Below are 19,638 nucleotides of genomic sequence, written 5' to 3' on the forward strand. Positions count from 1 at the left end.
ACCAGCCCCCGCAGCAGCTGACCGACCCACCCGCCGCGCCCCGGCCCGAGGCGCGACACGGACAGGCAGCGGGTCATCGCCAGGCCCAGGGGCACCGCCAGCACGAAGGCCACGGCCACGCCGGCGGTGGCCATCGCCAGGGTTTCGAGGGTGGCCTTGCCAAGCAGGGCGAGGAAATCCGGCGAGGTCTCGGGGGGCAGGAAACCGCCGACGAAATGCCCCATCGCATTGAGGTTGCCGTCGTCGAACAGCGCCGCCGGACGGAAGTCGGCGAGCCGCAGGAGCGGCCACAGCAGCACCAGCGCCACCAGCGTCCAGCCCAGCCGCGGCAGGGCGGCGGGATCGCGGCCGGGGGTGCGGCTCATGAACAGCGCAGCGGCGATATGCCCAGCGCGGGCGCCACGGGCGCGCCAGCAAGCGGCAGCCCGCCCTCGGCGGCGTACAGCTCGCGCAGCTGGGCCTCGGTGACGGCGGCGGCGGGCAGGTCGAACAGCACGCCGCCGTCCTTCACCCCCACCACCCGCGGAAAGTGCCGCAGGGCCAGGTCCACCGCGTGGAGGCTCGCCACCAGGGTCACGCCGCGGCGGGTGGCTTCCTCGTTGAGCAGGGCCACGGTGAGTTCGGACAGCGCCGGATCCATCGCCGACACCGGCTCGTCGGCCAGCAGCAGATCCGGCCGCTGGTACAGCACCCGGGCCAGGGCCACCCGCTGGAGCTGGCCGCCGGAGAGGCGGTCGCAGCGCTCGAAGAGCTTGTCGGCCAGGTCGAGGCGGGCCAGCTCGCGGCAGGCACCCTCGGCATCCACCGGCAACACCAGCGAGGCGAGGGATTTCCACAGCGGCCACTGACCCAGCCGGCCCGCCAGCACGGCGGTGACAACCCGCTGGCGGGGCGGGATCGGCGGCGCCTGGTGCACCAGCCCGATGCGCGCGCGAAGGCGGCGGAGCCGGGCCGGCGACACCGCCCAGGGCTCGGCATCGAGCAGGCGCAGGCGGCCTTCGGTGGGGCGCAGCGAGGCCCCCAGCACCCGCAGCAGGGTGGTCTTGCCGGCACCGGACGCGCCGATCAGCGCCACCCGTTCGCCAGCGGCGATGTTCAGGCGGATGTCGGCGAGGGCGCGATAGCCGTTGGCGTGGACCAGGCCCACGCCGTCGAGGGAGAAACCCATGGCGGTTCCGTTGGCGGCCTGCGGCGCAGGGCGCTTACTTGAGCAGGCCGGCGGCGTGGGCCGCGGTCTCGATGCCCTTGTAGTTCTCGGCCTTGGTGGGGATGAACTTGCTGGCACGCTGCAGGGCCATCAGCTCCTTGTGGGCCGGGTTGGCCGGGTCGAGCTTGAGGAAGGCCTGACGGAGCTTGTCCTGGAGCTTCGGGTCGAGGTCGCCGCGCACCGTCCAGTTGTAGTCGAAGTAGGCCGGGGTGGTGGCAAAGACGTGCACCTTGGCGGTATCCACCTTCTTCTGCTCGACCAGCTTGTCCCACACCGAAGTGTTGAGCACGCCGGCATCCACCTTGCCGCCCTGCACGAAGGCGACGGTGGCGTCGTGGGCGCCGGAGAAGGCCACCGTCTTGAAATCCTTGTCCGGGTTGATGCCTTCCTGACCCAGGAAGTAGCGCGGCATCAGGTGGCCGGAGGTGGACGAGGGCGCGCCGAAGGCGAAGGTCTTGCCTTTCAGGTCGGCAAAGCTCTTGATGCTGTCGCTGGCGGTGATGAAGCGCGAGGTGAACTTGGCATCCTCGGCCCGCTGCACCAGCGGCACGGCGGTGCCACCGGTGCGGATCTTGGCCTGGACGAAGGTGAAGCCACCCAGCCAAGCCATGTCGATCTTGCGGGTGGCGAGGGCCTCGACCACCGCGGCGTAGTCGGTCACCGGCACGAAGACCACCTTCATCCCGGTCTCCTGCTCGAGGTAGGCGCCCAGCGGGGCGAACTTGCGCTGCAGCTCGGTGGGCGCCTCGTCGGGGATCGCGGAGACGCGCAGCACGTCCTCGGCCTGGGCGGCCAACGGCAGGCCGGCAGCGGCGGCCAGGGCGGAAACGGCAAGGGCGCGCAGCAGCGCGCGCCGGGCAAAGGGCACGGAAGTCATCGACAGCTCCTCAAGGGGGTGCGCGTCGCCGCGACACCAGCCGCCGGGACGGGGGAGAACGGCCCCGGCTTAGGTTTTCCGGGGCTGGCCCAGGGCCACCCCGCTCATCGTCTCGAATGCGGTGCACAGACCGCGGGGCGGACTATAGCGACGGAGACCGCCGGAGTGAACAGGCAGTTGTCAGTTGCGGGCCGCCTGCCGGCTGGCCAGCCAGCCAAACAGGGACAGCAGCGCCAGCCCGCCGCCGATCAGCGCGATGCCGGCCACCTCGCTGGCCTTGAAGGCCTCGCCCAGGGTGAGCCGCGACGACAGAATGGCCACCACCGGCGTGCCCAGCACCGACAGGCTGGCCTCCCACGCCGGCACCCGGTCGAGGATCCACACCCACAGCCACCAGCACAGGGCCACGCTGGCCACCGACAGGAAGGCGAGGATCAGCACGTAGTCCATCGTCCAGCGGGTTGGCTCGCCGGGCAGCACCAGGGCGATGATCGCCAGCGGGATCGAGCCGAAGATCATCTGCCACATGGTGAGCACCAGCAGATCCACCGGCCGGGCCTGGCGCAGCCGCTTGATGAGGATGGTGCCCACCGCCCAGCACAGGGCCGCGCCCAGCCCCAGCGCCTTGCTGAGCAGGCTGGTGTGCAGGTTCCAGGGGTCGATGATGAGCAGCAGCCCGCCCAGGGTGCTCACCGCCGCCAGCCACTGCTTGCCGCGCACCCGCTCGCCCAGCAGCGGCCAGCCCAGCAGCAGGGTCCAGATCGGCATGGTGAAGATCAGCACCGCCGTCTTGCCCGGGCCGCCCTCCACCAGCGCGGAGGTTTGCAGCAGGGTGAAGCCGGCCACCTGCACCAGCCCGATCAGCACCGTCGCCCCCGGCGCCACCAGCTGCATCGACTTGCCCGACAGGCGCACCGCGAGGATCAGCGCCAGGGTGCCGCCCACGCAGCGCTGGGCCGCCAGCGCGAAAGGCGAGGCGTAGGCCAGCCCCTGCTTGACCAGCACCCAGGTGTAGCCCCAGGTGCAGGACAGCACGATCAGCGCGATGGCCGGCAGGAAACGGCTCAGGACGGACGGCGGCATCGACGGCGCGCTCACGGCGGCGTCGCGCCCATCAGCGCCAGGGTCAGGGGGGTGGTGACGGACGACAGCGCGGTGGAGAGGATCAGGCTGCCCGCCACCGGGCCTTCGATCAGCTTGAACTGTCGGGCCATCAGATACACGTTGGCGCCCACCGCCAGCGACGCCAGCATCACCACCACCTGGGTTTCCATGGTTGGCAGGCCGAGCGCCCGGGCCAGCAGCCAGACGATGGCCGGCTGCACCACCAGCTTCATCGCGCTGATCCCGACGCTGATCCGCCAGCCCTCGCGCACGCCGTATTCGGCCAGCCCCATGCCCAGCACGATCATCGCCATCGGCGCGGCGGCCTGGCCGACCATCGCCAGCGGCCGGTCGATGAGATCCGGCACCGCTAGCCCCGACACCCCGAACAGGCTGCCCGACAGGATGCTCGCCACGATGGGGTTGGTGAGCACGCCGCGCAGGGTCTTGGCGAAGCCCTTCACCGAGAAGCTGCCGTGGCGCGCCCACTCGATGTTGATCGTCACCAGCGTCCATAGGATCAGCGAGTTGAACACCAGCACCAGCGCCACCGACGGCATCGCCGCATCCCCCAGCGCCACCTTGGCGAGGGGAATCCCGAGGAACACGTTGTTCGAGAACACCCCGCCCATCGCGAAGATCGACTGGGCCTGGCCATCGAGGCCAAAGAGCTTCCAGCTGACGATGCGCCCGATCGCGAAGACGATCACGCAGCTCCCGAAGAAGGCGATCAAGAGGCGCACATCCACCGGCGGCAGGCGCGACAGGTCGCTCATCATGTGGAACAGCATCGCCGGCATCGCCACCGAGAACACGAAGCGCGAGAGATTCTCGGACATCGCCTTCGGCCAGCCGGAGAAACGCATCAGCCCGTAGCCGATGAAGACCAACGCGAAGAAGGGCGCGGCCAGGTTGAGCTGGTGGAGAAAGCCGGACATCGGAGGGGCGGGCGCAGATCGAAACCGTCGAGCCTAACCGAAATTGCTGCGCCGCGGCAGTTGCGGTTTGCCCGGGGTCAGTGCCCCTCGTCGTCGGCCGGCGGGGCCACCTTGACCACTTCCTCCAGCGTGGTGATGCCCGCCGCCACCTTGGCCGCGCCGGACAGACGCAGCGGGCGCATGCCCTCGCGGATGGCCAGCTCCCGCACCCGCGCCAGATCCACCTCGGACGACACCGCCCGACGGATCTCCGGCGACATGAGGAGGATCTCGTACAGCCCGATGCGCCCCATGAAGCCGGTCATCCGGCACTCCATGCAGCCCACCGCCCGGTGGATGCGCGGCGGCCGGGCGACCTTCCAGGGCGCCACCAGGTGATCCCAGATCGCCTCCTCCTCGGGCGTCGGCGGGTGGGCAGCCTTGCAGTGGGGGCACAGCACCCTCACCAGCCGCTGGGCCATGATGCCCAGCAGGGTGGCGTTGAGCAGGTAGGCCGGCGCGCCCAGGTCGAGCATCCGGGTGATCGCCGACGGGGCGTCGTTGGTGTGCAGCGTGGACAGCACCAGATGCCCGGTGAGCGCCGCCTGGATCGCCATCTCGGCGGTCTCCAGATCGCGGATCTCGCCCACCATGACGATGTCCGGGTCCTGCCGCATGAGCGCCCGCACGCCCTCGGCAAAGCCCAGGTCGATGGACTGATGCACCTGCATCTGGTTGAAGGCCGGCTCCACCATCTCGATCGGGTCTTCGATGGTGCAGACGTTCACCTCGGTCGTGGCGAGCTGCTTGAGGGTGGAGTAGAGCGTGGTGGTCTTGCCCGAGCCCGTCGGGCCGGTGACCAGGACGATCCCGTTGGGCCGGCCGGAAATCGACCTCCAGCGCGCCTCGTCCTGCTCCGAAAAACCCAGCTCGACCATGTTGCGCACCAGCACCTCGGGGTCGAAGATGCGCATCACCAGCTTCTCGCCAAACGCGGTGGGCAGCGTGGCGAGGCGCAGCTCGACCTCCTTGCCGCTGGCCACCCGGGTCTTCACCCGGCCGTCCTGGGGCCGGCGTTTCTCCACCACGTCCATCCGGCCAAGGATCTTGATCCGGCTGGTCATCGCCACCAGCACCGGCATCGGCATCTGATAGACCTGATGGAGCACCCCGTCGATGCGGAAGCGCACCACGCCCATGTCGCGCCGGGGCTCGATGTGGATGTCGCTGGCGCGCTGCTCGAAGGCGTACTGCCACAGCCAGTCGACGATGTTCACGATGTGGCGGTCGTTGGCGTCGTACTGGCGGTTGCTCGCCTGGCCGATCTCCACCAGCTGCTCGAAGCTCGACAGCGTGCCGCCACCGCCATGGCCGCCGCTGCTCTGCACCGCGTTCTTCACCGAACGGGCCAGGTTGTAGAACTCGACGAGATACCGCGCCACGTCGGCCGGGTTGGCCACCACCCGGCGGATCTCCTTCTTCAGGATGCCGGCAAGCTCCCGCTCCCACTCCCGCAGGAAGGGCTGGGTCGTCGCCACCACCACCTCCCGCAGCCCCACCTGCACCGGCAGCACCCCAAAACGGGTCGCGTAGGCCGACGACATCACCGACGTCACCGCGGCGAAGTCGATCTTGAGGGGGTCGATCCGGTAGTAGTCGAGCTTGACGCGCCCGGCCAGCCACTCGGTCAGCTCTTCCGCCCCCAGCGGGCGGTGGGGCGGTTGGCGAGAAGGCCACTTCTGGCGGCCCACCAGCAGCAGCGGGTGAAGATCCTCGGGCTTGCGGGCCTGGGACGCCAGCAGCGCCTCGGCGTCGGCCCGCTCCACCAGGCCGTCGGCCAGCAGCATGTCGAGCACTTCGACAAGCGTCAGGCGGTGTTCTCGGGCGGCGTGGGCGGAGGCGGCAGACATCGGCAGGGGGCAAACGGGGATTCAAGGCGAACGATAGCCGCAATCGCCCGACCGCCGGCGGAAATTTGCGCAGCTTTACCCCGGCGATCTACCAGCGCCGGCCGTAATCGCCACCCCGATCGCGATCCCACCCCGGGCGCGGACCGTAAGCGCGGTAGGGCGGCACCACCACGACCGGCGGCTCCACGTAGCGGGGGTGACGGTGGCCGTAATAACCCGGGGCCGGCGGCGTGACGATGCAACCGCCAAGGGACGAAGCAAGGAGAACAGCGGCAATCAGGCGTTTCATGGGGCACTCCGGCAGGGCTGTGCTCCCTTCAACGCGCGAGCGGGAAAACGGTTGGGGGAGAAGCGTCTCGAAATGTTGCCGGGCACAGGACGGCGCAGACCCGCCCCCAAAAAATATTTCTTGCATCAAGTGTTATTAAACACAGTAAAATACACACGTCATTCAACCGGAGAACATCATGAAGCGCATCCTGTCCCGCCTTGCATGCACCATCGGCCTCAGCCTTGCCAGCATCGGCTTTGCCTACGCCGCCATCAACATCAACACCGCCACCCCCGGCGAACTCGACGGCGTGAAGGGCATCGGCCCCGCCAAGGCTCAGGCCATCGTCGATTACCGCAGCAAGAACGGCCCCTTCAAGAGCCTCGACGACCTGAAGAACGTGAAGGGTTTCGGCGACAAGAGCATCGCCAAGCTGAAGGGCGAACTGAGCGTCGGCGGCGAGGGCACCAGAAAGTAAGCCCCCGCGCCCGGATGGCGCCTGCCGCACAACCCGGCGCCACCGCCATCCGCGCCGTCGCGGCGCAGTCGTAGCACAATGGCTACCGGTCGATCCTTTCGGAGACAGGCATGCCAACCGGACTTCACCCCGGCGCTCCATCCAGGCCCGCATTGCCGGGCAAGCCTGCGGCTTCTCGCCTTGCCGGCCTGATCGCGAGCCTGCTGCTGTGCGCCTGCGGGCTGGGCGATGCGGGCAGCAGCGCCACCGCGGCCGCAAAACTCAAGGCCCAGGAGGCCGAACAGGCCCGCGCCGCCCAGGCCGGAATCGCCAGCCAGCTCGACGCGGCCCAGCAGCAGGCCGGGCAACGCCAGAAAGACATCGAGGCAGCCACCCGCTAGGGCCAGCTGCCTCGATCACACATCCGGAGGCTGGGGTCAGCCGCCGATCACCGTCTCCAGCGCCGCCAGGCACAGGGCGATGTTGGCCGGGCGGCTCGAATGGCCCATCAGGCCGATCCGCCACACCTTGCCAGCGAGCGCCCCCAACCCCGCGCCGATCTCCAGTCCGAACTCGTTCAGCAGCCGGGTGCGTCCGGCAGCCTCATCCACCCCCTGCGGCACCCACACGGTGTTGAGCTGCGGCAGACGCGCGTCCTCGCACACGACGAAATCCAGCCCCAGCTTGTGCAGGCCGGCCGCCAGACGCAGGTGGTTGTCCCGATGGCGCTGCCAGGCCGCTTCGAGGCCCTCCTCGGCGAGGATCACCAGCGCCTCGTGCAGACCGTACAGCGGATTGACCGGCGCGGTGTGGTGATAGGTGCGCTTGGCGCCGCTCCAGTAACCGAGCACCAGGCCCAGATCCTGGAACCAGCTCGGGCAGGGTGCGGTGCGGGCGCGGATGCGGGCCACCGCGGCTTCCGAGAAACTCACCGGCGACAGACCCGGCGTGCACGACAGGCACTTCTGGCTGCCCGAATAGGCCGCGTCAATCCCCCACTCGTCCAGCAGCACCGGCACGCCGCCCAGCGAGGTCACGCAATCCATGATCGTCAGCGCGTCGTAGCGGCGCGCGATGGCGGCCAGGGTTGCGGCGTCCGACAGGGCCCCGGTGGACGTCTCGGCATGCACGAAGGCGAACAGCCGGGCATCCGGGTTGGCCTTGAAGGCATCCTCAACCTTGGCCGGGTCCACCGGCGTCCCCCAGGCATCCTCGACGATCACCGGAGTAGCCCCGAGGCGGTGCACGTTTTCCACCATCCGCCCACCGAACACGCCGTTCACGCAGACGATCACCTTGTCGCCCGGGCTCACCAGATTGACGAAACAGGTCTCCATCCCCAGCGAGCCCGGCCCGGAGACCGGGAAAGTCAGCTCGTTGCGGGTCTGGAAGACGTAGCGCAGCAGGGTCTTGAGCTCGTCCATCATCCCGACGAAGCGCGGATCCAGGTGACCGACCGTGGGGCGGGCCAGGGCCGACAGCACCCGGGGGGGCACGTCGGATGGGCCGGGGCCCATCAGGGTCCGCACCGGCGGCTGGAAGGACGGGATCGCGGGTCGTTCGATGTTCATGGTTCCTCCTGACGTTCTTGTGATGCGGCGGGGTCGCACCGCCAGCGCCTACTGGGGGCGTCCGTTGGCGGCGATCAAGCGGATGATGCGCACGGTGTCCACGTCGGATTCCCGGTAGGCCGCTTTGACGAACTCCGATACCTGGATCGTCTCACCGGGCGAAGCGCCGTCGGACAGGGTGGTTTCATAGGTGAAGCGCAGCCCCAGCCACAGGGCGTCGCGCTGCTCCAGCCGGATCGTGAGCCGGCCACCGGCGTGCTGGGCATTGGCTGCAGACTCGAAACGTACCCAGTCGAGCGGTGCGAAGGTGACGGTGTCGCGGATGCAGACCTGCCCGAAGTACAACTCCCGCTCGACCCGGTCGGCAACCCGGGACAGGATCACGCAGCGCTCCAGCCCCGGCAGGAACACGGTGGGTTCATCCACCCGATACATCAGGCCGTCCCACACCTGTTCGCGGCTGAGGGGTTCGATGAGCGGGTTGAGGGGATCGTTGATCTCGATGAGGTGTTCGAAACGCAAGGCTCGCTCCGGAAGTCAGCTGCGCAGTGTATCGGTTCCGGGGAGGTGGCGTCAGCGGGTTGCACGCTGAATTTAACGCCTCAAGACAAAATCTACCGTTTGCCCAAAATGGGCTGCTAGCCGTGCCCGGCGGCGTTCGACCAGGGGTTTATATCTTTTCTTTTTATATAAAAGATAAAGTTAACTATGCTCAGCCTGTTTCTGTGGATAAGCCCGTAAACCCCTTCCAGCTCAGTGGCTTGTTCACTGAAAAAAGCTCTGGAAAGAGGGCCTGGAAGCGACTGGATGGATTGGGGACCGATTTTGGGGTTCGGCCTCTATCACCGCTTGCCCACAGTCTGTACCCGTTCTCTTCCCCCAACTTGTGCACAGCCAGGGGGGCTCACAGCATCCGGGGCATCGGGTACTTGCGCGCGAAGTAGGCGTAGGCCTTGCGTAGTTCGCGCTCCCGGAACAGCTCGTGGCTGCTGGCAGCCTCGGCGATCTGTTCGCGGAACATCTCGTGGAGGGCATGAATACCCCGTTCGGTGCTAAGCAGTTCCCGGGCTAGGGCGGTGGCCTGGGCGTCGGACAGTTGAGTGCTTTCGTTGACGATCCGGACGGTCTCGTTGTCCAGATCGATGAAATCCCTGAGATCGATGATCGACAGCATGGCGGTTACCTCGCGTTGTTTCTGATTCAGGCCAGTCCTTCACTGGCCCCCGTGGTCTCCGCACCTGGGTGTTGTTAGTTTTTATCTATATGTAAACACTGTTTACGTTAACGTTTTCCGGTTTTCTGTGGACAACCCCCTTTAGTCTAACGCATTCAGCCACTTGGGCAGTTCATAAGTCTGTCGGAAAAGGGGCCGTCGGCGTGTGTGCCGATTGTTGAGGAAATTCCGCCACCCGCTGCCGACCCGCTTTGTGCACAATCTGTCCGATCCTCTTTCCCAGGTTTGTCCCCAGTTTTGAACTCCTTGCCCTCCTCCACGCCGCGCTGGGACATTTTCTGCGCCGTTGTGGATAACTTTGGCGACATCGGCGTGTGCTGGCGGCTGGCGCGTCAGCTGGCGGTCGAACACGGTGTTGCCGTGCGCTTGTGGATCGACGATTTCGACAGCGCCTGCCGTTTGTTGCCGACGGCCCGGCCTGGCACCGAGGTGCAGCGGGTCGACCAGGTGGAGATCCGCCACTGGACAACGCCCTTGCCCGACGTGCAGCCTGGCGACGTGGTGATCGCCGCGTTTGCGTGCGACCTGCCGGTGCAGTTCCTCGAGGCCATGGCCCGATGTACGCCGAGGCCGGTGTGGATCAACCTGGAGTACCTCAGCGCGGAGGACTGGGTGGCTGGCTGCCATCGGCTCCCCTCGCCCCACCCGCGTCTGCCCCTGCGCCAGTATTTCTTCTTTCCCGGTCTGGACCGGACGACCGGGGGGCTGCTCCGCGAGGCCGATTACGCCGATCGTCGCGCCCGGTTCGTGGCTGCCGACTTCTGGCGTGCCCTCGATCTGCCGCCGCCCGCGCCCGACGAGCTGCGGGTGTCCCTGTTCTGCTACGAGAACCCGGCCCTGGGCGAGCTGCTCGATCTCTGGCGCCAGGGGTCGGCGCCGGTCACCTGCCTGGTGCCGGAGGGGCGGGTGCTGCCGGGGGTTGCACGCGCCTTCGGGTTGAGCGATCTGCGCTCCGGCGACCGGCTTGTGCGCGACGCGCTCCGGGTGCAGGTGCTGCCCTTCGTCGCCCAGCCCTGCTACGACGAGCTGCTGTGGGCCTGCCACCTCAACTTCGTGCGGGGAGAGGACTCCTTCGTCCGCGCCCAATGGGCCGAGCATCCGTTCGTGTGGCACATCTACCCGCAGCAGGATGAGGCTCACCTGGAAAAGCTGGAGGCCTTTCTCGCCCGATACCGGGTCGGGCTCGATCCGCTCGCTGCCCGGCAGCTCACCGACTTCTGGCAGGCCTGGAACCGCGGGCAAGGCGTCGCGCAGGCCTGGCCGGCGTTCCGGGAGGCGCTGCCGGCGCTCGCCCGGCATGGCAAGGCCTGGTCTGCCAGCCTGATGGAGGCCGGCGACCTCGCCCGAAACCTGGTGCAGTTCTGTAAAGATGAGATATAATGATAAGTTACCTTTTCTACGTGGCACGTGCCGCGACCAACAGCTAAAGCAGGAAACCGCATGAAAACCGCAATGGAACTACGCTCCGGCAACGTGATCATGGTGGGCAGCGACGCCCTCGTGGTTCAGAAGGCCGAATACAACAAGTCCGGCCGTAACGCCGCCGTGGTGAAGATGAAGCTCAAGAACCTGCTCACCGGTGCGCCGTCCGAGTCGGTTTACAAGGCTGACGACAAGTTCGAGATCGTCGTCCTCGATCGCAAGGAAGTGACCTACTCCTACTTTGCCGATCCGATGTACGTCTTCATGGACGCCGACTACGAGCAGTACGAAGTCGAAGCCGAGAACATGACCGACGCGCTCAAGTACCTGATCGACGGCATGCCCTGCGAAGTGGTGTTCTACAACGGCAAGGCGATCTCCGTGGAGCTGCCCACCACCGTTGTGCGCGAAGTCGAATACACCGAGCCCGCCGTCAAGGGCGACACCTCCGGCAAGGTCCTCAAGCCCGCCCGCATCGCGCCGAGCGGCTTCGAGCTGTCTGTTCCGGCCTTCGTGGAAATCGGCGACAAGATCGAAATCGACACCCGCACCGACGAATACCGCAACCGCGTGAAGTAAGCGCCTGCTCACGTCCGGTGACCAGAGGCCCGCAAGGGCCTTTTTCTTGGGCGGGCGTGTCATCCAAGCGGTGTCTTCGTGCGTTACGATGGCGCGTGCATCCACAGTCGGGCACTTTGTCCCGGCACCGCTCACCAGAGCACCCCTCAACATCCAGTTGGAGACTTACCCGATGAATACCCGTTCCGTTCTTCTCGCCGCCCTCTTCGCCATCGGTCTTGCCGCCTGCTCCAAGAAGGAAGAACCCGCCCCCGCCCCGGCGCCGGCCCCTGCTGTCGCCGACGCCGCCAAGGAAGCCGCCCAGAAAGCTGAAGAAGCCGCCAAGCAGGCCGCCGAGGCTGCCAAGGGCGCAGCCGGTGCTGCCACCGAAGCCGCCAAGGATGCAGCTGGCGCTGCCAAGGAAGCCGGCAAGGAAGCGGTTGATGCCAGCAAGGACGCCGCGAAGGATGCCGTCGCTGCTGCCAAGGACGCCGCTGGCGCTGCCAAGGAAGCTGGCAAGGAAGCGGTCGCCGCCACCGCCGACGCCGCCAAGGAAGCCGCAGACAAGGCCAAGACTGCCGTCGGCAAGTAAGCCGTTCCGCGCAGCATTCGAAACCGGGCCTCGCGCCCGGTTTTTTCTTTCCTCCGCTCACTCCCGCCATGGCCCTCAAATCCACCATCTACCGCGCCACCCTCAACGTCTCCGATCTCGACCGGGGCTATTACGCCGAGCACGTGCTCACCATCGCCCGGCACCCTTCCGAGACCGACGAGCGGGCGATGGTGCGCGTCCTCGCCTTCGCCCTCCAAGCGGACGAGCGCCTGTTGTTCGGCAAAGGCATCTCCACCGACGACGAGCCGGCCCTGTGGCTGAAGGACGACACCGGCCGGATCCTGAAGTGGATCGAGGTCGGTCTGCCCGACGAGCGTCTGCTGCGTCGCGCAGCCGGGCGGGCAGATGAAGTGATCGTCCTGGCCTATGGCGGACGCACGGTCGATATCTGGTGGCAAAAGGAAGGCGCCACCCTAAGCAAGCTTCAGAACCTCAGGATTTATTCCCTGAGTGTGGAAAGTTCCCGCGCGCTTGCCGAAAAGGCCGGGCGCTCGATGGAATTAAGCTGCACTATTCAGGATGGGGAAGTATGGTTTTCTTCCGGAAATGAAACCATCTCGATCATTCCCCAGCGCCTATTCCCAATTTGAGCACTACATATTTCAAAATCATAGTTTTGAACCTTTGCCCAATTTGGTTTTTCTATTGAAATGTTCTTCGTGACATCCGTCACGTATATCGAAGGTTATAGAAGGGAATTCCTCGCACTCTTTTGCATAATTTGACAATCATTTGTCAGATCATGTTTTATGAACCGCCACGAAGTCGAAATGCACCTTGCCGGTGATTTTCATGACATGCCGGTTCATGAGCTTGCGAACCGGGAATTCCCCATGTCGACAGCTGTCCTGTTCGTTACCACGGATGCCGGAATCGTTCCGCCGGGTCTCGTAAAGGTCGCCAAGATCACCGATTCGGTCGAGGACGCCCTGATGCTCTGCACCTCGGCGAGCTTCGGCGCGGTCTTCTGCGACGCGGCGTCCCTCGCCAATGGAGGCAGCGGCTTCCGGCTTGGGCGGCAGATGCGCCGCAATGGCATCTCCACCCCCTTGTTCCTGATGACCAATTCGCTGCTGTCCAGCGTCGATGGCGTGGCGGCGGCGTCCGGTGCCACCGGGTTCATCAGCCGCACTGCGACTGCGGTTCTCGACGCGCTCAAGTCAGTCGCGATGGGCGTCGTTCCGCTGACCGAACAAGCCGCGAGGCCCGTCGCGAGAATCGATCAGCCCCTTCCTGAAATCGATGTCGTCATCGAGAACGCCCGCATCCTGCTGAAGAAATACGCCGGTCCGGTGGCCAGCATGATGATCGACGACGTTCTCGACGATCTCTATTCCCGATATCCCGACGGGGTTCCCGTCAGTGTCTTCTCCGAAGCCGTTGCCGCTCACGTCAATAGCGGCAAGGCCCGGTCCGACTTTCTCCGTGAATTGCTGGCCTGATCGAAGCTCCCATGAACGCTTTCAAGAAACTTTCCCTTTCCTATCAGTTCACCGTGCTGCTGCTATTGCTGATCGCGGTCGCGTCGATTGCCGGTTATCTGATCGGCTCTTCGGTTTACGTGAGCGAGATCCGCAACCAGGCCCGCACGGTGGCCGACATGGTGGATAACTTCGGCCAGTGGGCTACCCGCTATCGGGGCGTGTGGGTGAAGGACGACCCGCGAGATCCCAAACTGCAGGTGGGCAGTTTCCTGGAGCGGGAGGCGTCTTCGAGCGGCGCGGGTGGCGACTCGACCATGTCCAATCTGGCGGCCTTCCATCGCAAGAACCCGGCGCTGGTCCAGCGGGAGCTGTCCGACATCACCATGGCTTCGCCGGCGAAGGCCAAGTTCCGGATGACTTCCGACCGTTTCATGAACCCCAACAACGCGCCGTCCGAGTTCGACAAGGTGGCGATGGACGCGATCCGCGAATCCGGTGCGAGCGAGTACAGCGAAGTGCGCGACGGTCAGCTGCTCTACGCCCGCCGTCTGGTGGCTGAGAAGGGCTGTCTGCGCTGCCACGGGGTGCCTGCCGAGGCGCCGTCGGCGGTCTCTGCGCTGTACCCGGGGCCCCAGGGCTACGGCTACGAGGAGGGCAAGCTGGCCGGTGTCATCAGCGTGGCGATTCCGCTCGAATTCAACCTGTCCACCTTTATCCAGCGCTTCGACCGTCAGGTCTGGCTGGCGCTGGCCGCCATTGCTGTGGGTATGGCCGGGCTGCTGGTCTTCATCCGTCAGCAGGTGATCCTGCCGATCCGCCGGGTGCGGGAGTTTGCCCTTGCGGCGTCCAACTCCGATCCGGGTGCCCGCATCGACAAGGTGGAGTTCGTCGAGGGCGAGCACGCCTCTGCCAACGAGATCCACGAACTCAACACCGCGGTCAAGGCCATGCACACCTCGATCGACTATCTCTACCGCAAGATGACCAAGCGCTGATCCGACCATGGAACTCACCATCGATCCCATCGCCACATCCCGGATGTTCATGATCTACCTGCACCTGCTCGCCCTGGCGGGTGCCGCGTCGGCCGTCGCCATCGGCGACTACGCGATCTTTGCCCGGGAGCGCATCGACGAGGCGCTGCTGCAGCGAGCGGCGGCCTTCGCCACCATCGCAATGGGGGTGTTGTGGGGAACCGGTGTGGCAATCGTCGTCCTCGATCTGGGCATGGATCTCGACGCCCTGATGGCCAAGCCCAAGCTGCTGGCCAAGCTCACGGTGGTCGGGGTGCTCACCGTCAACAGCCTCGCTCTGCATTTCGTGGCCTTCCCCACCTTCCGCGTCACCCACGCGGACGGGCTGAGGGCCGCCACCATGCCGGCCGTTTTCGGGGCGGTCAGCGCCGCCTCGTGGGTGTACGCAGCGTTCATCGGGGTGGCCAAGCCGCTGGCCAGCGCGTTCGGCTACAGCGGCTTCATGGCGCTGTACATCGTGATCCTGGTCTGCGCGGTCACGATTGCGGTGGTGCTCGTGCGGCCCCGTCTGGCCGCGCGGCTCACCGGTACCGCGCAACCGCTGCGGGCCGTGCTGGTGGCGTGAGCGACAGCTAGCGCCGGTCGCCCCGCAGGGTGGCAACCCGCAGCTGCACTTCGGTCAGGCTGGCTGTCTCCGGCGGCATGGGCTGGCCCACCGCCAGCTCGATCCGGCTGAACAGCCCCCGGCGCAGCGGGCGCGACAGGGCCGGGCCGTCCTTGCGGGAGAACATGCTGCCCCACAGCCCGCGCAGCGCCATCGGCACCACCGGCACCGGGTTGGCCTCGAGGATGCGCGCAAGGCCCGGGCGGAACGGGCACAGTTCGCCGTCGGCGGTGATCTTCCCCTCCGGGAACAGCCCGATCAGTTCCCCCTCGGCCAGCGCCTTCGATACCTCGGCGAAGGCTGCCTCCATCATCCCCGCGTCTTCCCTGGCGGGCGCGATGGGGATCGCCCGGCTGTGGCGGAACACGAAGGAGAGCACCGGCCAGCGGAAGATCCGGTGGTCCATCACGAAGCGGATCGGCCGCCGGCAGGCCGCCGCGATCACCAGCGCATCCACGAAGCTCACGTGGTTGCACACCAGCACCGCCGGGCCTTCGGCGGGGATATGCTCGACGCCATCGGTGCGCAGGCGATACACGCTGTGCACCAGCAGCCACACCACGAAGCGCAGCAGGAACTCCGGCACCAGCCGGTAGATGTAGATCGCCACCGCGGCGTTCATCAGCGCCGCCACGCCGAACAGCATCGGAATCGTCAGCCCCGCCGACAGCAGCGCGCCGGCCGCCAGTGCGCCCACCACCATGAACAGGGCGTTGAGGATGTTGTTGGCGGCGATGATTCGCGCCCGCTGGCCCGGCGCCGAGCGGCTCTGCATCATCGCGTAGAGCGGCACGATGAAGAAGCCGCCGAACACCCCCAGCATCAGGAGCGCCAGCAGCACCCGGATGATGCCCGGCTCGCCGAGCACCGCGCCGATGGCCAGCGGTGCCCCAGCCGGCAGAACCGACGGCGAGGCGAAGCCCAGATCGAGCCCGAACAGGGTGAGCCCGATCGAGCCGAAGGGCACCAGGCCGATCTCCACATGCCCGCCCGAGAGCTTCTCGCACAGCAGCGAACCCAGCCCGATGCCCACCGTGAAGGTGGCCAGCAGCAGCGTGACGGTGCCCTCGCCACCGCCCAGCACCCCCTTGGCGTAGGCCGGAAACTGGGCCAGGAACAGCGCGCCGTAAAGCCAGAACCACGAGATGCCCATGATCGCCAGGAACACCGGCCGGTTCTGGCGGGCAAAGCCAATGTTGCGCCAGGTTTCCGAGATCGGGTTGGGATTGACCTTCAGCCCGGGCTCCGGGGCCGGGGCCGGGGGCACGCCGCGGCTGGTGAGGTAGCCTGCCGCCGCCACTGCCAGCCCGCCGCCGGCGATCCACAGGTCGCCCTGAGGCTGGGCTGCGAGCAGCCCGCCGACCAGGGTGCCGAGCAGGATCGCGACGAAGGTGCCGGCCTCCACCAGCGCATTGCCGCCCACCAGCTCGTCCTCGTGCAGGTGCTGGGGCAGCAGCGCGTACTTCACCGGGCCGAACAGGGTGGAATGGCAGCCCAGCAGGAACAGCGCGACCAGCAGCACCGCCAGGCTGTGGGCCAGGAAACCCGCCAGCGCCACCGCCATGATGCCGATCTCCAGCACCTTCACCAGCCGGGTGAGGCGCGCCTTGTCGTACTTGTCGGCCAGCTGGCCGGCGCTGGCCGAGAACAGGAAGAAGGGCAGGATGAAGATCCCCGCCGCCAGGTTGGCCAGCAGCGCCGGGTCGATGGTCGTCCAGCTCGCGGCCTGGAAGGTGAGCAGCACCACCAGCGCGTTCTTGAACAGGTTGTCGTTGAAGGCCCCGAGAAACTGGGTCAGGAAGAACGGGCGGAAGCGCTGGGCGCGGAGCAGGCGGAACTGGGAACTCATGGGGTTTTCCGGTCGAAGAAGGCCCGCGTCTCGAAGACGCCCGGGGCGAAACGGTGGGCCCCTGCGCGAAGCGTGCGCTTGAGGACGAAATCGAACAGCAGCGGGTTGTGCTCGCGAATCGCTTCGAGCACCGGCACGGCGGTGGCCGGCAGCAGCTTGTCGGCCGCAAGCCGGGCCGGCGACACCAGCGGCAGGATGCCCGGCAGCGGGTAGTCGGTGCCGAACAGCAGGCGCGGGTGCCAGTCCTCCCGCGCCACCAGCTGGCGGATCACGTCGGTGTGGCGGTTGCGCAGGGCGATCGCCGAGATGTCGCCGAACAGCCGGCCTTCGGCGTGCGGTTCGGCCATCAGCCGGGCGAAGAGTTCGAAGCTGGCCACCTTGCCGCCCTTGCGGCTGTCCTCGTCCCGATCTTCGCCCAGGCTGGCGCAGTGGGCCACCACCACCCGCACGCCGTGGTCCAGCGCGCGGCGCAGGCGTAGCGGATTGCCCCATTCCGGGCGGCCGGCGCCGGCCACCGCCTTCTCCTCGCCAGCGTGGGTGATGAGCGGCAGGTCGAACCGCGCTAGCGCGGCGTAGAAGCGGTCGCAGGCCGGCGAGGCTGGGTCGATGCCCATTGTGGGTGGCAGCCATTTCACCGCTCGGGCGCCGTCGCGGACGGCGGCCTCGAGCGCCTCCACGCAGTCTTCCCGCAGCGGGTGGATCGAGCAGGCCCATTCGAAGTAGGCCGGATGGGCGTGGGCCACGTCGCGGGCGTAGCGGTCGGGCACGTGGAGCGCGGTGAGATCGGGGCGGGGCCGGCCGGCGGCGTCGTGGGTCTGCTCGAAGGCAAACAGCACCAGCTTGAAGCCGGGCCGCATGCCGTCGGCCAAGTTGTGCAGGCGCTCCACGTAGCTCTGGTCCACCCGGCCCGGCGCCGCGTGGGCGCAGCCGGCGTTGAGGTAGAACAGGCGCTGGATGTACTCGGTGGGGTGGAGCGGGCTCAGCATCCGCGGGTTCATCCGGATGCCGGCGCCGCTGTCGCCGGTGCCGGCCAGGTGGGCGTGGACGTCCCACACCCGCGCGGCGTCGATGCCGTCCCACGCGGCGTGCACCAGATCGTGGTCGGCGATGGCCGGTGGCAGCACGGCCCGGCAGGGGTTCCACACCCGCTGACGGGCGCTGGCGGTGCCCCCCAGGCCGAGGAGCGCCCCGGCGCCCAGGCCGGTCAGCAGGAAATGACGTCGATTCATCGAGGGGTGCTTCTCAGTCGAAACCAGCCGGCGGCGGCCAGCCCCAGCAGCAATCCGCCCAGGTGGGCCGGCCAGGCGACGGCGATGTCCGCCGGCAGCAGGGCCGATGGGCTGGCGGTGGCGGCGTCGAAGCCCAGCTTGACCAGATAGGCTGCCACCAGCAGGCGACCGACGAGCCCGCCTTCGACCGCCGCGCCGACCACCAGCATGGCGACCAGCCCGGATAGCCCGCGGTAGCGCTCCAGCTCCGGTGCAGCGGCCAGAAGAAACAGGGAAAGCAGCGGCGCCACCAGCGGCAGCGCGGCCAGCCACGGGCGGATCGGCCGGCCGGCGATCAGGCAGATCGCTGCTACGGCCGCCAGATTGCCGGCCAGATGGAGCGCCGACCAGTGACAGAACTGGCCCGTCCATAGCCGCCAGAGCTGGCCTTCGGCGACCGCCTGGCGGTTCAGCTCCATCGCCTCGCCGGGCAGCAGGCTGGCGACCAGCAGCAGGCCGGTTGGCAACCCAAGGCGCCAATGGTCAGCGGGCACGGCGTCGGTAGATCGCGACGGCGGCCGTTGCGCCGAACAGGCCCAGGCCGGCGAGCCCGCTGTCGCCGCCGGAGCTGCGTGAGGTGTGGATGATCCGGGCGGCGTTCTGCTCCTTCACCCGCTGCCGGAAGGCTTCCAGTTGGGCGTCGAGCTGCGGGATGAGCGAGTCCACCGCCTGGCGGTAGCCTTCGGTGCGGGCCTCGCGGGATGCTTCGCCAAACTTGACGAGCGGCGAACTGCCCTTGAGCTGGCTGGTGCCCGGGGCGCGGAACAGCAGCTGGCGGCTCGCCACGTCGAAGACCGACGCATCCACCAGTGTGCTCACGTCGTACTGGCTGCCATTGACGAGATAACCGCCAACGATGGTCCAGTAGAAGACCGACAGGCGGTTGTTGTCGCTGAACTGCATCTGGTCGTAGGACAGGAGGACCACCACATCCACGTTGAACATGCGGGCGGCCTGCTCCAGGTTGCCGAAGCCACCGCCGCTTCGCAGATAGGTGGTGGGGATCACCTGGATGTTGTCGATGTAGGGCCGGTTGGAGAAGGCGTTCTTGACGCGGTTGAGCAGGTTGTTGCGTTCGACTTCCGGCAGATCGCCCGTGAGGTTGCCGGGCACGAAGGCGATGCCCACGCGCAGCGGCAGGTGCAGCTCGGGCACGCTCGGCTTGAGGGCGGGCTGCTCGTTCTTGGGATACAGATAATCGACGACGCTCGCGCGATGGGTCTGCCGGGGCGGGTCGAACCAGGTGGCGCAGCCGCTGGAGATCAGTGCTGCGGCGACGAGGGCGGTGAGGGTGCGATGGCGCATGGGTTCTCTGGGT

At 67.2% G+C, this 19,638-nt stretch carries 22 protein-coding genes and 1 pseudogene; 9 read left to right on the forward strand and 14 right to left on the reverse strand.

Going from position 1 to position 19,638, the window contains the following annotated elements:
* The 7 genes and pseudogenes from ACE3N6_RS13495 to ACE3N6_RS13525 form a co-directional block, all read right to left on the reverse strand.
* Positions 1 to 365 (reverse strand): annotated as a pseudogene (locus tag ACE3N6_RS13495) (ABC transporter permease); the annotation flags it as partial.
* Positions 362 to 1,168 carry a phosphonate ABC transporter ATP-binding protein gene (locus tag ACE3N6_RS13500; protein WP_374246294.1) on the reverse strand — a complete coding sequence of 269 codons (807 nt, stop codon included), beginning with the start codon at positions 1,166 to 1,168 and terminating at the stop codon, positions 362 to 364. The pseudogene ACE3N6_RS13495 and the gene ACE3N6_RS13500, both read right to left, overlap by 4 nt.
* 34 nt (positions 1,169 to 1,202) lie before the next feature.
* Entirely contained in the window at positions 1,203 to 2,084 is an 882-nt protein-coding gene (locus tag ACE3N6_RS13505) for a putative selenate ABC transporter substrate-binding protein (RefSeq protein WP_374246295.1), read from the reverse strand.
* A 180-nt stretch (positions 2,085 to 2,264) separates the two neighbouring features.
* Positions 2,265 to 3,167 carry a DMT family transporter gene (locus ACE3N6_RS13510; protein WP_374246296.1) on the reverse strand — a complete coding sequence of 301 codons (903 nt, stop codon included), beginning with the start codon at positions 3,165 to 3,167 and terminating at the stop codon, positions 2,265 to 2,267.
* 11 nt (positions 3,168 to 3,178) lie between these two features.
* Positions 3,179 to 4,126 (reverse strand): AEC family transporter, encoded by a 948-nt coding sequence (locus tag ACE3N6_RS13515; protein ID WP_374246297.1) that lies wholly within the window; start codon positions 4,124 to 4,126, stop codon positions 3,179 to 3,181.
* Positions 4,127 to 4,203: 77 nt separating this feature from the next.
* A complete protein-coding gene (locus ACE3N6_RS13520; RefSeq protein WP_374246298.1) occupies positions 4,204 to 6,015 on the reverse strand; it encodes a GspE/PulE family protein in 1,812 nt (603 codons plus the stop codon).
* Between the two features lie 88 nt (positions 6,016 to 6,103).
* The gene (locus ACE3N6_RS13525; RefSeq protein WP_374246299.1) at positions 6,104 to 6,304 is read right to left on the reverse strand and encodes a hypothetical protein; all 201 of its coding nucleotides are present in this window, start codon (positions 6,302 to 6,304) and stop codon (positions 6,104 to 6,106) included.
* Between the two features lie 178 nt (positions 6,305 to 6,482).
* Between ACE3N6_RS13525 and ACE3N6_RS13530 the strand changes: the two genes are divergently transcribed.
* The gene (locus tag ACE3N6_RS13530) at positions 6,483 to 6,764 is read left to right on the forward strand and encodes a ComEA family DNA-binding protein (protein ID WP_374246300.1); all 282 of its coding nucleotides are present in this window, start codon (positions 6,483 to 6,485) and stop codon (positions 6,762 to 6,764) included.
* A gap of 110 nt (positions 6,765 to 6,874) precedes the next feature.
* The gene (locus tag ACE3N6_RS13535) at positions 6,875 to 7,144 is read left to right on the forward strand and encodes a hypothetical protein (protein WP_374246301.1); all 270 of its coding nucleotides are present in this window, start codon (positions 6,875 to 6,877) and stop codon (positions 7,142 to 7,144) included.
* Between the two features lie 36 nt (positions 7,145 to 7,180).
* On the opposite strand, the gene ACE3N6_RS13540 is transcribed toward ACE3N6_RS13535, so the two are convergent.
* The 3 genes from ACE3N6_RS13540 to ACE3N6_RS13550 form a co-directional block, all read right to left on the reverse strand.
* Complete coding sequence (locus tag ACE3N6_RS13540; protein ID WP_374246302.1) at positions 7,181 to 8,314, reverse strand: alanine--glyoxylate aminotransferase family protein; 1,134 nt, start codon at positions 8,312 to 8,314, stop codon at positions 7,181 to 7,183.
* A 48-nt stretch (positions 8,315 to 8,362) separates the two neighbouring features.
* Complete coding sequence (locus tag ACE3N6_RS13545; protein ID WP_374246303.1) at positions 8,363 to 8,836, reverse strand: SRPBCC family protein; 474 nt, start codon at positions 8,834 to 8,836, stop codon at positions 8,363 to 8,365.
* A 382-nt stretch (positions 8,837 to 9,218) separates the two neighbouring features.
* On the reverse strand, positions 9,219 to 9,488 hold the full coding sequence (locus ACE3N6_RS13550) for a hypothetical protein (RefSeq protein ID WP_374246304.1): 270 nt from the start codon (positions 9,486 to 9,488) through the stop codon (positions 9,219 to 9,221).
* 297 nt (positions 9,489 to 9,785) lie between these two features.
* Between ACE3N6_RS13550 and earP the strand changes: the two genes are divergently transcribed.
* The 7 genes from earP (at position 9,786) to ACE3N6_RS13585 (ending at position 15,164) form a co-directional block, all read left to right on the forward strand.
* Entirely contained in the window at positions 9,786 to 10,928 is a 1,143-nt protein-coding gene (gene earP, locus ACE3N6_RS13555) for an elongation factor P maturation arginine rhamnosyltransferase EarP (RefSeq protein WP_374246305.1), read from the forward strand.
* Between the two features lie 60 nt (positions 10,929 to 10,988).
* Complete coding sequence (efp, locus tag ACE3N6_RS13560) at positions 10,989 to 11,549, forward strand: elongation factor P (protein WP_374246306.1); 561 nt, start codon at positions 10,989 to 10,991, stop codon at positions 11,547 to 11,549.
* Between the two features lie 172 nt (positions 11,550 to 11,721).
* Positions 11,722 to 12,120, forward strand: coding sequence for a hypothetical protein (locus tag ACE3N6_RS13565; protein WP_374246307.1), 399 nt, complete (start codon positions 11,722 to 11,724; stop codon positions 12,118 to 12,120).
* A 68-nt stretch (positions 12,121 to 12,188) separates the two neighbouring features.
* Positions 12,189 to 12,731, forward strand: coding sequence for a YaeQ family protein (locus ACE3N6_RS13570; RefSeq protein WP_374246308.1), 543 nt, complete (start codon positions 12,189 to 12,191; stop codon positions 12,729 to 12,731).
* Between the two features lie 159 nt (positions 12,732 to 12,890).
* Positions 12,891 to 13,583 (forward strand): hypothetical protein, encoded by a 693-nt coding sequence (locus ACE3N6_RS13575; protein ID WP_374246309.1) that lies wholly within the window; start codon positions 12,891 to 12,893, stop codon positions 13,581 to 13,583.
* Between the two features lie 11 nt (positions 13,584 to 13,594).
* A complete protein-coding gene (locus tag ACE3N6_RS13580) occupies positions 13,595 to 14,560 on the forward strand; it encodes a DUF3365 domain-containing protein (RefSeq protein WP_374246310.1) in 966 nt (321 codons plus the stop codon).
* A 7-nt stretch (positions 14,561 to 14,567) separates the two neighbouring features.
* On the forward strand, positions 14,568 to 15,164 hold the full coding sequence (locus ACE3N6_RS13585) for a hypothetical protein (RefSeq protein ID WP_374246311.1): 597 nt from the start codon (positions 14,568 to 14,570) through the stop codon (positions 15,162 to 15,164).
* A 7-nt stretch (positions 15,165 to 15,171) separates the two neighbouring features.
* On the opposite strand, the gene ACE3N6_RS13590 is transcribed toward ACE3N6_RS13585, so the two are convergent.
* Genes ACE3N6_RS13590 through rhlP form a run of 4 tightly spaced genes read right to left on the reverse strand, consistent with a single transcriptional unit; the run spans position 15,172 to position 19,625 of the window.
* The gene (locus tag ACE3N6_RS13590) at positions 15,172 to 17,052 is read right to left on the reverse strand and encodes an MFS transporter (RefSeq protein WP_374246312.1); all 1,881 of its coding nucleotides are present in this window, start codon (positions 17,050 to 17,052) and stop codon (positions 15,172 to 15,174) included.
* Positions 17,049 to 18,281 (reverse strand): amidohydrolase family protein, encoded by a 1,233-nt coding sequence (locus ACE3N6_RS13595; RefSeq protein WP_374246313.1) that lies wholly within the window; start codon positions 18,279 to 18,281, stop codon positions 17,049 to 17,051. Before ACE3N6_RS13595 ends, ACE3N6_RS13590 begins: the two co-directional genes overlap by 4 nt.
* Positions 18,278 to 18,787, reverse strand: coding sequence for a rhombosortase (rrtA, locus tag ACE3N6_RS13600; RefSeq protein WP_374246314.1), 510 nt, complete (start codon positions 18,785 to 18,787; stop codon positions 18,278 to 18,280). The genes ACE3N6_RS13595 and rrtA overlap by 4 nt, the downstream gene beginning before the upstream one ends.
* A gap of 16 nt (positions 18,788 to 18,803) precedes the next feature.
* Complete coding sequence (rhlP, locus tag ACE3N6_RS13605) at positions 18,804 to 19,625, reverse strand: rhombotarget lipoprotein (protein WP_374246315.1); 822 nt, start codon at positions 19,623 to 19,625, stop codon at positions 18,804 to 18,806.
* Positions 19,626 to 19,638: the final 13 nt, after the last annotated feature.

Source organism: Zoogloea sp., assembly GCF_041904905.1.
GTDB lineage: Bacteria > Pseudomonadota > Gammaproteobacteria > Burkholderiales > Rhodocyclaceae > Zoogloea.